General features: G+C 66.7%; 12 protein-coding genes. 6 read left to right on the forward strand and 6 right to left on the reverse strand.

All coding sequences use genetic code 11. From position 1 onward, the window contains the following. Nucleotides 1-4: 4 nt before the first annotated feature. From AB0M35_RS15900 to AB0M35_RS15915, 4 genes are all read left to right on the forward strand, one after another. On the forward strand, nt 5-3,661 hold the full coding sequence (locus AB0M35_RS15900) for an NACHT domain-containing protein (RefSeq protein ID WP_363745860.1): 3,657 nt from the start codon (nt 5-7) through the stop codon (nt 3,659-3,661). Nucleotides 3,662-3,851: 190 nt separating this feature from the next. Then, nucleotides 3,852-7,319 (forward strand): DEAD/DEAH box helicase family protein, encoded by a 3,468-nt coding sequence (locus AB0M35_RS15905; protein ID WP_363745861.1) that lies wholly within the window; start codon nt 3,852-3,854, stop codon nt 7,317-7,319. After that, entirely contained in the window at nt 7,316-8,860 is a 1,545-nt protein-coding gene (locus tag AB0M35_RS15910) for a restriction endonuclease subunit S (protein WP_363745863.1), read from the forward strand. Before AB0M35_RS15905 ends, AB0M35_RS15910 begins: the two co-directional genes overlap by 4 nt. Then, nucleotides 8,857-10,377, forward strand: a complete 1,521-nt coding sequence (locus AB0M35_RS15915) for a class I SAM-dependent DNA methyltransferase (protein ID WP_363745865.1) — start codon at nt 8,857-8,859, stop codon at nt 10,375-10,377. Before AB0M35_RS15910 ends, AB0M35_RS15915 begins: the two co-directional genes overlap by 4 nt. A 54-nt stretch (nt 10,378-10,431) precedes the next feature. Here AB0M35_RS15915 and AB0M35_RS15920 read toward each other — a convergent pair whose 3' ends face one another. Together AB0M35_RS15920 and AB0M35_RS15925 are read right to left on the reverse strand one after the other, a co-directional pair. Continuing rightward, nucleotides 10,432-10,689, reverse strand: a complete 258-nt coding sequence (locus tag AB0M35_RS15920; RefSeq protein WP_363745867.1) for a flavin reductase — start codon at nt 10,687-10,689, stop codon at nt 10,432-10,434. Beyond that, nucleotides 10,686-11,069, reverse strand: coding sequence for a hypothetical protein (locus AB0M35_RS15925; RefSeq protein ID WP_363745869.1), 384 nt, complete (start codon nt 11,067-11,069; stop codon nt 10,686-10,688). The genes AB0M35_RS15920 and AB0M35_RS15925 overlap by 4 nt, the downstream gene beginning before the upstream one ends. A gap of 81 nt (nt 11,070-11,150) precedes the next feature. Between AB0M35_RS15925 and AB0M35_RS15930 the strand changes: the two genes are divergently transcribed. Beyond that, nucleotides 11,151-11,897, forward strand: coding sequence for a DUF5753 domain-containing protein (locus AB0M35_RS15930; RefSeq protein ID WP_363745870.1), 747 nt, complete (start codon nt 11,151-11,153; stop codon nt 11,895-11,897). Next, a complete protein-coding gene (locus AB0M35_RS15935) occupies nt 11,885-12,079 on the forward strand; it encodes a DUF397 domain-containing protein (protein ID WP_363745872.1) in 195 nt (64 codons plus the stop codon). Before AB0M35_RS15930 ends, AB0M35_RS15935 begins: the two co-directional genes overlap by 13 nt. Before the next feature lie 99 nt (nt 12,080-12,178). Here the strand turns inward: AB0M35_RS15935 and AB0M35_RS15940 are convergent, their stop codons facing one another. The 4 genes from AB0M35_RS15940 to AB0M35_RS15955 form a co-directional block, all read right to left on the reverse strand. Then, the gene (locus tag AB0M35_RS15940; RefSeq protein WP_363745874.1) at nt 12,179-12,766 is read right to left on the reverse strand and encodes a Fic family protein; all 588 of its coding nucleotides are present in this window, start codon (nt 12,764-12,766) and stop codon (nt 12,179-12,181) included. Then, the gene (locus AB0M35_RS15945; RefSeq protein ID WP_363745876.1) at nt 12,753-13,349 is read right to left on the reverse strand and encodes a type II toxin-antitoxin system antitoxin SocA domain-containing protein; all 597 of its coding nucleotides are present in this window, start codon (nt 13,347-13,349) and stop codon (nt 12,753-12,755) included. Before AB0M35_RS15945 ends, AB0M35_RS15940 begins: the two co-directional genes overlap by 14 nt. 157 nt (nt 13,350-13,506) lie before the next feature. Further along, on the reverse strand, nt 13,507-13,767 hold the full coding sequence (locus AB0M35_RS15950) for a flavin reductase (RefSeq protein WP_363745878.1): 261 nt from the start codon (nt 13,765-13,767) through the stop codon (nt 13,507-13,509). Next, on the reverse strand, nt 13,764-14,126 hold the full coding sequence (locus AB0M35_RS15955; RefSeq protein WP_363745880.1) for a hypothetical protein: 363 nt from the start codon (nt 14,124-14,126) through the stop codon (nt 13,764-13,766). The genes AB0M35_RS15950 and AB0M35_RS15955 overlap by 4 nt, the downstream gene beginning before the upstream one ends. Nucleotides 14,127-14,144 lie beyond the last annotated feature (18 nt).

The following is a 14,144-nucleotide window of genomic DNA, read 5'->3' on the forward strand; positions in this document are numbered from 1 at the left end:
GGCCGTGGAACCTGCTTCGCTGACCTCCGCCCTGGCCAAAGCGATCTTGTCGCAGGTGGTCAGACAGTTGGCCGACCCCGCACTGAAGGGCGTGAAGGCGCGCGTGCTGGGCGATCCGGAGCGCAAGGCGTTGGAGCAGGCGCTGGCCCGCGCGTTCGGCGCGGCCCGGCAGGCGTACGGGCACCGGCTCGCAGAATTCGACCTCAACCTCGACTTCTGGGCGCATGAAGGCGCCACCGAGCTGGCGAAGGTCCTCGTTCCCGGTGCACAGCCGTCGGCGGCGGCTCTGGCCCGGCGCGCCGTCGAGTCGCTGGGACGATTCCAGTCCGACGACGAGCAACTCGACCGGATCAACCTGCTCCGGCCGGTGTTCAAGGCGATGCTCGACGCACTGGGCACCGAGGTGCGCCGCGAGCCGGCGCTGCAAGCCCTGCTGCACCGCTCCGACGAGGCCCGCAGCGCCCAGGCGACCGGCAGGTTGGCCGAACACCTCGGCGCCGCCGGGGCCGGCGAGGACGACCTGTTCCACTACCTGAGCTGGCTGGTCGACCAGCACCGGTACCTGCCGACCGTCGGCGTGGTCCGCAACACCACCGTCCGGCTGCCCCTGGATGACGTGTTCGTCGGCTTGCAGGCCCAGGTCGACCGGCGGCCCGGTGACCGGGCCCGGGAATGGTTCGAACGGGAACGCGACAAGCTGACCGCGCTGATGGAGACCGGCCAGCTCGACCAGACCGGATTCGAGGCCGCCCTGGACCGGTTGCAGTTGACGTACGGCCGGAAATACCTCGCCGACGGTGAGCGGAACGCGGCACCGGTGCTGCCGGTGCTGGACACGGTCGGCGGGAACGCGCAGCTGCTGGTGCTCGGCGACCCGGGATCGGGCAAGACGACCCTGCTGCGCTACCTCGCCCTGACCCACGCCAAGGCCCTGCTCGCCGACCCTGCGGATGCGCCGAAGCGGTTCCCGATCTATCTCCGGGTCGGTGAGTACGCCCAGCATGGGCATCCCCGGCTGGGCATCGGCGAGTTCCTCGCCGAGCACCTGCGCCGCAACGAATGCCGTACGCCGGGCCTGGCCGACCTGCTCCAGCGGCAACTCGACGCCGGTCGGTGCCTGGTGCTGCTGGACGGGCTCGACGAGATCGCCTCGGCGGATCTGCGACGTAGCGTGGTTGCGGCGGTGGTCACCTTCGTCACCGCGTACGCCCGGCAGGGCAACCGTTTCGTGGTGACCAGCCGGATCTCCGGCTATCAGGCCGCGCCCCTGCCGGAGGGGTTCCACGCGGTGCGGTTGACGGAGATGGACGACGCGACGATCGAGCGGTTCCTGACCGTCTACTGCCAGGAGGTGGAGCGGGCCGAGACGCCGGAGCGGACCGCCTCGGCGACCCGGGAGGCGGCCGCGCGGGAGGCTGCGGCGATCGGCAACGCTCTACGAACCACCCCAGGGGTACGCCGACTGGCCGCCAACCCGCTGCTGCTCACCGCCCTCGTGCTGGTGCACCGGTCCAGTGGCCGGCTGCCACACCGGCGGGTCGAGGCGTACATCGAGGTGTGTCACGCCCTGGGGCGGACCTGGCGCAGCGCGCAGGGGGTCGCGGCGGCGGACCTGCCCGACGAGCGGATCCTGAACCGGTGGTTGGCGCGGCTCGGCGCGTGGCTGCACGAGCACCGCCCCGAAGGCGCGGCCAGCAAACTCGAACTGCTCGAAGTGCTCGGCCCGCTCTGGGCGGCACACCACGGCAGCACCTGGGATCCGCAGGTGTTGCGTGATGCCGACCCGCTGCACACCGAACCGGGCCGAGGAGTGCTCGACTTCGTCACGAAGGCCGACGAGCACACCGGGCTGCTGGTCGAGCGGGCCCCCGGCCGGTACGGCTTCGCCCACCTGACCTTCGAGGAGTACTACACCGGCCGGGCGCTGGCCCTGCTCGGCTCGATCGAGAACCGGGCCGGCGAGATCCGCCGCCGGCTGCACGATCCCCGCTACGACGAGCCGATCCTGCTCGCCCTGGGCCTGATCGGCACCGACTACGCCGAGCAGATCGACGAGGTGATCGCGCAGGCGATCTATCCCGGGGCGAACGGCCCCAGCGAGTACGAGGACCTGCTCGGCCGTGACTTCCTGTTCATGCTCCGCGTCCTGGCCGACGACGTGCCGCTGGCGCGGACCGCGACCATCGACGAGATCCTGCACCAGGCGATAGAGGAGTATCTCAGCCCCGTTATCAGTCGATGCCGCTTCACCGCCTACCGGGCAGCCCTGATCCAGCGGCTGCGCGCCCTCGGTGGCACCAGAGCCGGCGAGCGCTTCCGGGTCGCCCTCGACACGTGGGTGCCGAGGCTCGACGACCTCGTGTCTGTGTCCGATGGCGACGAAGACGAACGCTGGTGCGACCTGGCCGAGATCGCCGCCGCGCACGCTCCACTTTCACCGACCACGCGTGCTCGGCTCGGCTACGTGGCAAATTCTCATTATGCGACTCAGGCGGCCCGGGCGATCGAGGTGTTGGCACGAGAGGGTGCGCTGACTGGTGAGGTGGTCGCCGCGGCGGTGGCGTTGACGAGCAGCGACTGGGGTCCGATCGTTCAGCGGCGCGCGCTCGTGGCCTTGCACCGTGGTGCTGCCTTCACCCCTGATGTTGTCGATGCCGTGGTGAGGTTGGCGACGGGTGCTGATGAACCGTTGGTTCGGTCATGGGCGGTGCAGGTGTTAGCGGATCGTGGTGCGTTGACCGATGAGGTGGTCACGGCTGTCGTGGGAGCGGCGACGGAGCAACCGGCGGATGGGACGCTGGCGATGCTGGCGCTGGCGCGGGCAGGTTTGTTGACCGACGAAATGATCGCTGTGCTGGTGGGGTTGGCGGCGGGCGATGGTCGCCTGATTTCGGCGGTAACGGCGGTAGATGCGTTGACGGCCGGTGGAAAGCCGACTGAGAAGGCGGCTGCTGCGTTGGTGGGCCTTGCCACGAGTGCCGGTGATCCCACGGTTCGGGTGCGGGCGGTGGAGGTGCTGGCGCAGCACGGCCTGTTGACCGGTGAGGTGGTTGCGTCGGCGGTGAAGTTGGCGACCGGACCGGGTGACCCGGCCGTCAGGGTCCGGGCATTGAGGGCCTTGGCCGGTGACGAGACGCTGACCGGTGAGGTGATCGCTGCGCTGATGACGGTTGCGACCACCGATGACGGGCATCCCCTCGATCGCGTGCAGGCGATGGAGGTGCTGGTCGGGGTTCGGGCGCTGGGCAGCGAGATGGTCGCTGCTGCGGTCAGATTCGCGACCGGCGAGCATCCACCAAGCGTGCGGGCGCGGGCTTTGGGGGTACTGGCTGACAGCGGGATGCTGACCGGGCCTGTTGCGGCCACCGCCCAGGAGATCGTTGCCAAGTCGGAAGATTGGTGGATCCGACGCGACCTCGTGCGGCATCTGCGGCATGCCCCACCGACCGAGGGCCTCATCGAGACCCTGATGGCCCGGTTCCAGGACCGCAGCAGCGAGGTTTGGACCGAGGTCGGAAACACCCTCGTCGAGATCTCCCGTCGACACCCGGAGGCCGCCGCCGATATCCGTTCGAGACTGGCCGCTGCCTGCACCGAACCGTTGATGCCGCGCGACTTCGTGCACCGGGCACTGCACCGTCAGGTCGAGGCCATCGGTTAGCGGCACCGACCGGTGGCTTCCTCGGGCAGCGCCACCAGACAGACCAGCAGCCCTGGCAGCGCCACGTCGGGCCAGCTCGGTTGTCGGGTCGGCGACAGGATGGGTCAAATGCCACTCCTCGTACGTATCCTGGCGTGTTCATTGGCAATCGTGGACGTGGGGGAACGTGGATCCGCGACAATTACGGCGTTTGGCGGAACGGTCGGCCAACTTCGGGTTTTTGCTGAAGGTCCATCCGCTGCTGGTCTGGTACGGCGCGGGCGCTGAGCTGTTGGTCTATGTCGACGCGCAGGCGGCGATGTTCAAGATCCGCGCCTTCGGCGACGAGTTGGCCAAGGAACTGCTGCGGCGCACCGGGCAGCCACCCCGCAGCGACTTCTACCACCGGGTGGAGGCGCTGCACGCGGATGGAACCCTGACCCGGGATATCCACCGGGCCTTCCACAGCCTGCGGGATCAGGGCAACAAGGCGGTGCACGATCACCTGGCCGAGGTGCGTGCCGCACTGGAGATGCTGCGTACCTGCTTCGAGCTGGGACTGTGGTTTCACCGGGCGGTGTCCGGTGACCGCTCGCCCATCGGGTTCGTGCCGCCCACGCCACCACAGCAGCAGGTTCCGCGGAGCCTCGCCGACGCACTCCAGACCGAGCTGGACCGCTACCGGCGGGAGTTGGCCGAGGCGAAGCTGCTGCTCACCGGGGCGCAATCCGTCGAGCGGGCGCGGGCCGATGCCGAGCGGGCCGCCGACCAGGCGGTCCGGACCGCCGCCGCTGCCCGCGACGAGGCCGCCAAGCTTGTCACCAGCCTGGAGCCGGCGGCCCGTGCCGAACAGCAGCGCCGTGATGCCAGCCGGACCGGCAAGGTATCGGCGGCCAGGCGCGAGGAGTTCATCGCCCGCGCCCGGCGTGCCTCCCGTGAGCCGCTCAACGAAGCGCAGACCCGGGTGGAGATCGACCAGCAGCTCCGCAAGGCCGGCTGGCAGGTCCAGGACGAGGAACACGCCAACCTGTACGCGGGGCGCGGCGTGGCCGTCCGGGAGGTGACCCTGGCCAGTGGTCGGGCCGACTACCTGCTCTATGTCGATCAGCAACTGGTCGGTGTCATCGAGGCCAAGCGCGAAGGCACCGCCCCGCGTGGCGTGGAGGCGCAACTCGACCGATACCGGCGCGGGCTGACCCCCGCGCAGAAACTGAGCGCTTGGCGGCGGGACGTGCCCCTGCCGTTCGGCTATGTCGCCACCGGCACTCAGACCGCCTTCGTCAACGGGCTCGACCCGCACCCGCGTACCCGGGAGATCTTTGCCTTTCACCGGCCGGAGACGCTGGCCCGGTGGATGCGGGAGGCCGACGACGATCCGGCCGCGCCGACGCTGCGTGCTCGGCTGCGGCAGATGCCGGAGCTGGACCTCTCCGGTCTGCGGCCGGCGCAGGTCGAGGCGATCGTGGGCCTGGAACGGTCACTGGCCGACGACCATCCCCGGTCACTGATCCAGATGGCCACCGGCGCGGGCAAGACCTTCACCGCGGTCACCGCCAGCCACCGGCTGCTCAAGCACGCTCGCGCGAACCGGATCCTCTTCCTCGTCGACCGCAACAACCTGGGCCGGCAGACCCTCCAGGAGTACGCGGGCTACCAGACCCCGGGCGACGGGCGGAAGTTCACCGAGCTGTACAACGTGGACCGGCTCTCCGGTGCGGGTCTGCTCGACTCCTCGACCGTGGTCATCTCCACGATCCAGCGGCTCTACGCTGCCCTGCGCGGCGAGGACCTGCCCGACCCGGACGCCGACGACCGCGCGTACGACGAGTACGAGCTGGACGCTCCGGCGGAGGTCGGCTACCAGCCGCACATCCCGCCGGAGACCTTCGATCTGATCGTGGTGGACGAGTGTCACCGCTCGATCTACGGCCGGTGGCGGGCGGTGATCGAGTACTTTGACGCCTTCGTGGTCGGCCTGACCGCCACCCCGGTCGCCCAGACCCTGGGCTTCTTCCAGCAGCACCTGGTCTCGCAGTACACCTACGAGCAGGCGGTGGCCGACGGCGTCAACGTCGGCTTCGACGTGTACCGGATCAAAACCCAGATCACCGAGGCGGGGCACATCATCGACGCCGGGACGGTCGTGCCGCTGCGCGACCGGCGCACCCGGGCTGAGCGCTACCAGGAACTGGAGGACGATTTCCAGTACGACGGCAGCCAGGTCGGCCGGTCGGTGATCTCCAAGGGGCAACTGAGGCTGGTGCTGGAGACCTTCCGGAAGCGGCTGTTCACCGAGATCTTCCCGGGCCGCAACACCGTGCCCAAGACGCTGATCTTTGCGCGGGACGACAACCACGCCGAGGAGATCGTCACGATGGTCCGGCAGGTCTTCGGGCGTGGCAACGACTTCGCCGCGAAGATCACCTACGCCTCCCGCCGTGACGGTGCCAACCCCGACACCCTGCTGCAAGCCTTCCGCAACAGCCCTGAGCTGCGCATCGCGGTGACCGTCGACATGATCGCCACCGGCACGGACGTCCGCCCTCTGGAGTGCGTCTTCTTCCTCCGACCGGTCCGCAGCGCCACCTACTTCGAGCAGATGAAGGGACGCGGGGCACGCACCATCGACCCCGCCGAGTTCCAGGCCGTCACCCCCGACGCACAGGTCAAGGACCGGTTCGTCATCGTCGACGCGGTCGGCGTCACCGAAGCCGAGTTGGACGAGGCGGTGCCCCTGCACCGTCACTCCGAGAAGCAGATCTCCCTGCGTGACCTGCTCCGCAAGGCCGGCACCCTGACCGCCAACCCGGACGAGGTGGCCACTCTGTCGGCCCGGCTGTCCCGACTCAACCAGCAGATCACCGACGCGGAGCGGGAGGAACTCGCCGAGCTGGCCGGGCAGCCCCTCACCGCCATCGCCCGGGGACTGGTCGAGGCCATAGCACCGGAACAGCTCAACCCTGCGAAGGCCGCCGGTCCCCGCGCGGTACGCGAGCTGCTGGCCGATGCCCTGCGCCCGCTGGCCGCCAACCCGGAACTGCGGGAACGCATCCTGGCCATCCGGCGCGCCCACGACATCACCATCGACGAGGTGAATGTCGACACCCTGCTGTCGGCGCGCGGGGTGCCGGCCGAGGATCTGGCCCAGAACATGGTCAAGGACTGGCACGCCTACCTGGAGGAACACCGAGCCGCGATCACCGCCCTTCAGGTCTTCTACGAGGGACGAGGCCGGATCGGGTACGCCGACCTGACCGACCTGGCCCGGCGGATCGCCCGACCGCCGCAAGCCTGGACCCCGGACGCCCTGTGGAAGGCGTACGTGCTGCTGGGCCACGCCGCCGAGGCCCCCGGCACCCGCAGCATCACCGACCTGGTCAGCCTGATCCGGTACGAACTGGGTCTGGACACCGAGCTGCGGCCTTACCGCAGCGTGATCGAGGAACGCTTCCGTGGGTGGCTGCTGCGGCAGGAACAGGCGGGAGCTACCTTCACTGCCGACCAGGTGTGGTGGCTGGAGAGGATCAAGGACGTGATAGCGACAAGCGTGGAGATCACCCCGGACGACCTGGATGGCGCACCCTTCACCGAACGCGGCGGCATCGACGGCTACGCCCACACCTTCGGCGACCGCGCCGAACCCCTTCTCACCGAACTGAACCAGGAACTCACCGCATGACGTTCACGGAAGATATTGTTGAAGTCATTGAGCGATCCGAATCAGAGCTTCTTGCTAAGCATGCCTCTTGGCAGCGGGTCCCCTTGGGTTGGGTGGCCTCGGTTCAGAATGGGGCTGCTTTTTCATCTAAATGCTTCAACAAGGAGCGCAAAGGTCTCCCCCTGATTAGGATCCGTGATGTTGGTAGATCGACAACTGAAACATATTATTCGGGGGATTTCGATGATCGCTATATTGTCCGTTCGGGGGACATTCTAGTTGGCATGGACGGGGATTTCCGTGTCGCTTTCTGGCGTGGTCCGACGGGTTTGCTTAATCAACGTGTATGCAGAATCTCCGTGAGGAGTGATTGGTATGACCCCCGATTTCTGGTAATGGTTCTTCAGCCATACCTGGATGCAATAAACTCTCGCACGTCCTCCGTTACTGTAAAGCATCTATCGTCGCGAACCATCGAAGACATTCCCCTCCCTTTGCCTCCTAGGGGCGAGCAGGCCCGAATCTCATCTGAGCTGGAGAAGCTTTTTTCGGGATTGGCGTCAGGTGTACGCTCTCTTGCGGGTTGCCGCACGAAAAGTTCCACCCTGGCTGCAGTAGTGCGGAATTTGGCTGTCCAGGGCCAACTAATACAATTTCCTAGGACGGGTGCGGGGAAGGATCTGCTCGAAGAAATTATTGCTAGACGTAGCGGACTTGTTCGCGCGAGGCGTGAAATACCAACTCCTCCTGCGGGTGTAGCTCCTGAAATTCCCGGTCACTGGGCGTTGGCATCGGTCGACCAACTCTGCTGGAAGATTGAATACGGCACCTCCGTGAAAGCTGGGGCGAAGATGCTGGATTCAGACGTTCCTGTACTCCGAATGGGGAACATTCAGAATGGCAGGCTCGAAGTGAATCCCAATTCGCTGAAGTATTTGCCCGGCGATTCTGATGATATTGAAGAATTGCTCCTCGACGTGGGTGATGTTCTTTTCAATCGAACTAACAGCGCCGATTTGGTCGGAAAGGCGGTCGCCTATCACGGCCTTCCGAAAAGGGCAACCTTTGCTTCTTATTTGATTAGGTGTCGAACTGTGGATGGCATCGATCCTGAATGGCTTGCTCTGGTGATTAACAGTTCGCATGGAAGGCGCTACGTCAAATCTGTTATGACCCAGCAGGTCGGGCAGGCTAACGTAAATGGAACAAAGTTGGCCGCGTTGCCTGTTCCGCTGCCGCCGCTATCGGAACAGAAGCAGCTCATCCGATATATCTCGGAATGCGATGAGGAAATCTCGCGGGTAGCCTCGACCTGTGCTGGACTGAATAAGCGTAGCGATAACCTGCGGTTGAGCTTGCTCGCCGAGGCGTTTGCGGGGCGGTTGGTGGAGCAGGATTCGGATGATGAGCCGGCGTCGGAGTTGCTTGCCCGGATTAGGACTGAGCGGGAGGCCGGGTTGCCGAAGCAGAAGACGCGCTCTCGGCGTAGCAAGAAAGAACTGCCAGCACCGCCGACCAGGGTGACCGGCGACGACTACCAGCAGGAGGAGCTTCCCCTATGAGCACTGTGGATTCGCGTCGGTTGGTGCAGAAGCTGTGGAACTACTGTGACGTGCTGCGTGACGACGGCGTGTCGACCATCGATTACGTGGAGCAATTGACCTTCCTGCTGTTCCTCAAGATGGCCGACGAGCGGGCCAAGCGGCCGATGCGGCCGGAGCAGATCGTTCCTCCCGAGTTGAGCTGGCAGACCCTGCTCGACGCCGAGGGTGACGCGCTTGAGGTGCAGTACCGGCACATTCTGACCGGGCTGGCCAAGGAAGGCGGCACCCTCGGTGTAATTTTCCGGAAGGCCCAGAACAAGATCCAGGATCCGGCGAAACTCAAGCGGCTGATCGTCGACCTGATCGACAAGGAGAACTGGTCCGGGACCGGTGTCGACGTCAAGGGCGATGCGTACGAGGAGTTGCTTGCCCGGGGCGCGGAGGACACCAAGTCGGGGGCGGGACAGTACTTCACCCCTCGGGCGCTGACAGCCGCGATGGTCGACTGCATGATGCCGACCCCGGACGACACGATCACCGATCCGGCCTGCGGCACCGGTGGTTTCCTGCTCGCCGCCTTCGAGTACATCCAGCGGCACCACGGCGCGAGCCTCACCCCGGACCAGCGGCGCCGACTCGCCTCCGGTGCCATCACTGGTACGGAACTGGTCGAGGGCACCGCGCGGCTGGCCGCCATGAACATGCTGCTGCACGGCATCGGCACCCCGGGCGGAGACTCGCTGATCACCATCGGTGACGCGCTGGGTAAGCCGCCAGCCCGCCGACACACCCTGGTACTGGCGAACCCGCCGTTCGGGCGAAGCTCCACGATCCGGTCGGTGACCGAAACCGGGAAGGCGTCCCGCGAGGAGCGGGAGATCGAACGCACCGACTTCTGGGCGGCGACGGCCAACAAGCAGCTCAACTTCGTACAGCACATCGCATCCTTGCTGGAGATCGACGGCCGGGCCGCCGTCGTCTTGCCGGACAACGTCCTCTTCGAGGGCGGCGCGGGGGAGATCATCCGCCGCCGACTGCTCAAGCAGTACGACCTGCATACCCTGCTGCGCCTGCCCACCGGCATCTTCTATGCCGGTGGGGTCAAGGCCAACGTGTTGTTCTTCGAGCGCAAGCGGGCTCGCGAACAACCCTGGACCCAGAAGCTCTGGGTGTACGACTTCCGCACCAACCAGCACTTCACCCTCAAGCAGAACCCGCTGCGCCGCGAACACCTCCAGGATTTCGTGGACTGCTACCTGCCCGGCAAGGACCGCTCGGAGCGGGTGGAGTCCGAACGGTTCAAGGCGTTCACTTACGACGAGTTGATCGACCGGGACAAGGTGAACCTGGACATCACCTGGCTGCGCGACGCTTCGCTGGAGGACGCCGACGCCCTGCTGCCGCCCGAGGTGATCGCTCAGGAGATCGTCGAAGACCTCCAGGCCGCCCTGCGCGAATTCGCCGCCATCGCCGAGGCCCTGTCCTCCCGCGCGGAACCCGCGCAGACCTCGACAGAGCCGCCAGCAGCGGGGTGAGTGACCCGCCCCGGGTGCGGCAGGGGGAATTGCCGCTACCCGGGACGGGGGTCCTCAGGAGGGGTGGATCGGGACCCAGTCGGTGAAACGTTGGTGCAGGTTCGTCGGGTAGGCGTCCGGGTGCAGGTCGGCAAGCTGTTCGGTGGCCTGTTCGCGCAGGGTCACCAGGTGGACCAGCAGTCCCGGCATGTTGTTGCGGTACTCGGCGAGCAGGCGCAGCTTCGCCGGTGAGCAGGGCCAGGAGCTGCCGCAGGCCTGGCAGCGCCAGGTCGGGCGGGACGGGACGTGGTCGCGCAGGTGCGCCCGCCTCACCGGTTGCCCCCTGTAGTGCCGCGCCGCCGGCTCGCAGCCCGGGTTCTGCTCGGCGGGAGCACGGGTCGAAGCCCGACTGGCCGCACGAACAGTTCGCGGCGCTCGGTGGCGTCGCCGTTGCGGTCGAGTACGTAGACCTGGATCCAGGCCCAGTCGTAGTAGGTGCACCGGTCGGTCAGTTCGCGGATCACCCGGACCGTGATCGGCTTGGCGAACTGCGGTGACGCCTCGTGGGTCAGCAGGTAGACGCCGGGTGCGACGCGGGGCGTGCCGTCCTCACGCCGAGCCCGAACCGGAGTGGCCGGGCGGCTCGTCCAGCGCGACGCGGGAACGGCATTCGCGGGCTCTAATGCAGACGCAGGCGACCTCCTTGCAACCACGATCACTGGTTGCATGTGGACAGATACACCGCGTGCATATAGGTTCATCAGACGTCATAGACGTCCCTCTCGGAGGTGGTCATGAACCAGGCGCTGAGGGCAGCCATGGCCGATGCCGGTGAAACCATCGACAGCCTTGCTGGGCAGGTCGGGGTGGATCCGAAGACGGTTGGGCGCTGGATTACACCGGGCCGTGTGCCTCATCCGCGTCACCGTGCGGCGGCGGCTGCGGCGCTCCGGCGTGAGGTGGAGGACCTTTGGCCGGACGTTTTGAAGCGCCGTGAACCGCCGTGGCTGCGGCCATGGGTGGAGACGGAGCTTCAGGCGACGACGCTGCGGTCCTTTCAGGTTGCTGTCATCCCGGGCTTGTTGCAGACACCGGCGTACGCCTCGGCAGTTCTCAGCTGCGGGTTGCTCGGGCCAGACGAGGTGACCGACTACGTCGAGACCCGTATGCGCCGCCAGAAGGCAGTACTGGAACGGCGTAAGCCGCCGCTCTTCGTCGCAGTCGTTGACGAATTCGCGCTACGCCGTGGAACCCCGGAGATCATGCATCCGCAGCTTGACCACCTGGTCAACATGGCCCAGCGGCCCAACATCCTCCTGCACGTACTCCCCTTGGACGCTGGCCTGCACGCCGGGCAGGCGGGTCCATTCGTCATAGCGACCACCGAGGACGGCGATGTCGCGTACCTCGATGACCAGGCGGCCGGACGGCTGACAAACGAGACCACCGGGCTTTGGTCGATCTGGGATACGCTGCGCTCGGTGGCACTTCCGCGCCGGCAGACTCTCGACTTCCTAGAGGCACGATCATGGCTGACCTGACTGGCGCCATCTGGCGCAAGAGCACCCGGAGCAGCTCCAACGGCGGCGACTGCGTCGAGGTTGCCGACAACCTGCCCGGTGTGGTCGGCGTACGCGATTCCAAAGATCCGACCGGCCCGGCGCTGACCTTCACCCCGGCCGCTTGGCGGGCCTTCCTCGCCCACCGCACCGCACGCCCCTGACCTGAGGCATCGGCAGGCGTTGTGGGAGACGAGGAGTTGATCCTGGTTGTTCCTTGGCCTGCTGGAAGGACCGTCGTAGGGCGGCTGCCGAGCGGTGTCTCAGGTCAGCCGTCGCACGACAGGGCGCAGCACCGTGATCAGCGGGCCGAGGTCGGCCGTGGTGAGGTGCTGCTGGCAGGCGGTGATGTTCGCTTCCGCATTCATTTCGGACCAGTCGAGCAGGTAGCCGGCTGCCGCCGCTAGTTGCCGCAAGAACGAGCGGATAGTTCGTCCGTTGCCTTCACGGAAGGGGTGACACACGTTCAGCTCACCGTAGTAGTGCGCGAGGGCTTCGACGAACGCGTCCGGACGCAGACCGAGCAGGAAGCTGTCCTCGGGGAGTCGACTGAGGATGGCGCTTACTTGATCGTCGATGAAGCGCCAGTGACAGAACCTTGCACCGGGCTTGCTGATGTCTACTGTCCTGGTTTCTCCGGCCCACGGGTAGACGGCCGCGAAGAGGTGTCGGTGAAAGTCTTGGAGGTGCTCCAAGCCGTAGTTGCCCGGAAGGATCATCCGGGAGGCTTGGACCTCACGGATCGAGGCCAGCCTGGATTCGACCTCGTTCAGTTGCTTGATATCGGAGATGCCCAGCTTGTTCTTCAGGCAGTCTGAGCCTGGCCAGCAGTACGGGTCAGTCTCGGTCACCGCAGATCCGGGCGATTTCTTGAGCGATCAGCTCGTCGGCGTCGATGACGCCGGAGGCGACATCGCGAAGCTTGTCCTGCCAGTCCTCGTCGAACTCGACGCCTTCAAGTGCGGCGTTCGCGGATGCGAGGGTGACGGCGGTCTCGACGCTTGCCACCTGCCGGGCGAAGTATGTCCGCATCAGGTCGATGTTGAGTTGTTCGGTCGAACTGGCGGACTCGGGAAGGGCGCCGCGGGCGACGCGCCAAGGAAGCTCGTTGTGGGTCATGGTCGACAGTTCGGTGGCTGAGAATTTGCCATAGCTCTCGGTCACCCAACGGACCGTGGCCGCCTGGGCCGGTGTCAATCGAGACGGCTCGCCGTGCGGCCATTCGGACACGATGAGCTGCTGTCGGTGGTGGCGGTAGAGGAGCGGCACCACCGGGCCCTCTCGCCATGCCTCGATCGGCTCCTGAAACAGGGGATGGCCCTCGCGCGCCAGGTGCCAGCCCTGGCAGTAGTAGACGAGCTTCTCCAGCTTCATGGCGGTCATGGGGCCGAGTTCGCTCAACACCGCCGCCGCAACGTCGTGTGCGTTGGCCACCGGCGGCACCTCCTTCCCAGCTCCAAGATTTCCGCCCTGAGTCTGCCTGCCACAAGCCTAGCCACCAGGGGAGACAATTCCGCCCTACCCTGGCCGACCATCTCCTCCGACCTACTGCGCCACGGCGGCAACCAGCTTTGTTCACCTGGGCTGGGCGTCAAGGCTCGGTGCGGATTGGGACCCAGTCGGTGAAACGCTGGTGCAGGTTCGTCGGGTAGGCGTCCGGGTGCAGGTCGGCGAGCTGTTCGGTGGCCTGTTCGCGCAGGGTCACCAGGTGGACCAGCAGGCCCGGCATGTTGTTGCGGTACTCGGCGAGCAGGCGCAGCTTCGCCGGTGAGCAGGGCCAGGAGCTGCCGCACGCCTGACAGCGCCAGGTCGGGCGGGACGGGACGTGATCGCGCAGGTGCGGTCGTCTCACCGGTCGCCCCCTGCCGTGCCGCGCCGCCGGCTCCGCGCCCGGCTTCTGCTTGGCGGGGGTACGGGTCGAAGCCCGACCGGGCGTACGAACAGCTCGCGGCGCTCGGTGGCATCGCCGTTGCGATCGAGTACGTAGGCCTGGATCCAGGCCCAGCCGTGGTAGGTGCACCGGTCGGTCAGCTCGCGGATCACCCGGACCGCTATCGGCTTGGCGAACTGCGGTGACGCCTCCTGGGTCAGCAGGTAGACGCCGGGTGTGACCCGAGGTGTGCCGTCCTCCCGTGGACCGGGGATCGGGGTGGCCGGGCGGCTGGCCCAGCGCGAGGCGGGGACAGCGTTCGCGGGCTTGGGCAATGTCACGGGCGCCTCCTCGTCTGG

This window comes from Micromonospora sp. NPDC051196, from assembly GCF_040682415.1.
Taxonomy (GTDB): domain Bacteria; phylum Actinomycetota; class Actinomycetes; order Mycobacteriales; family Micromonosporaceae; genus Micromonospora.

Coding starts and splice junctions, on each gene's coding strand:
- AB0M35_RS15910 (WP_363745863.1), top strand. CDS start 7,316: ATGACGTTCACGGAAGATATTGTTGAAGTCATTGAGCGATCCGAATCA.
- AB0M35_RS15915 (WP_363745865.1), top strand. CDS start 8,857: ATGAGCACTGTGGATTCGCGTCGGTTGGTGCAGAAGCTGTGGAACTAC.
- AB0M35_RS15930 (WP_363745870.1), top strand. CDS start 11,151: ATGAACCAGGCGCTGAGGGCAGCCATGGCCGATGCCGGTGAAACCATC.
- AB0M35_RS15935 (WP_363745872.1), top strand. CDS start 11,885: ATGGCTGACCTGACTGGCGCCATCTGGCGCAAGAGCACCCGGAGCAGC.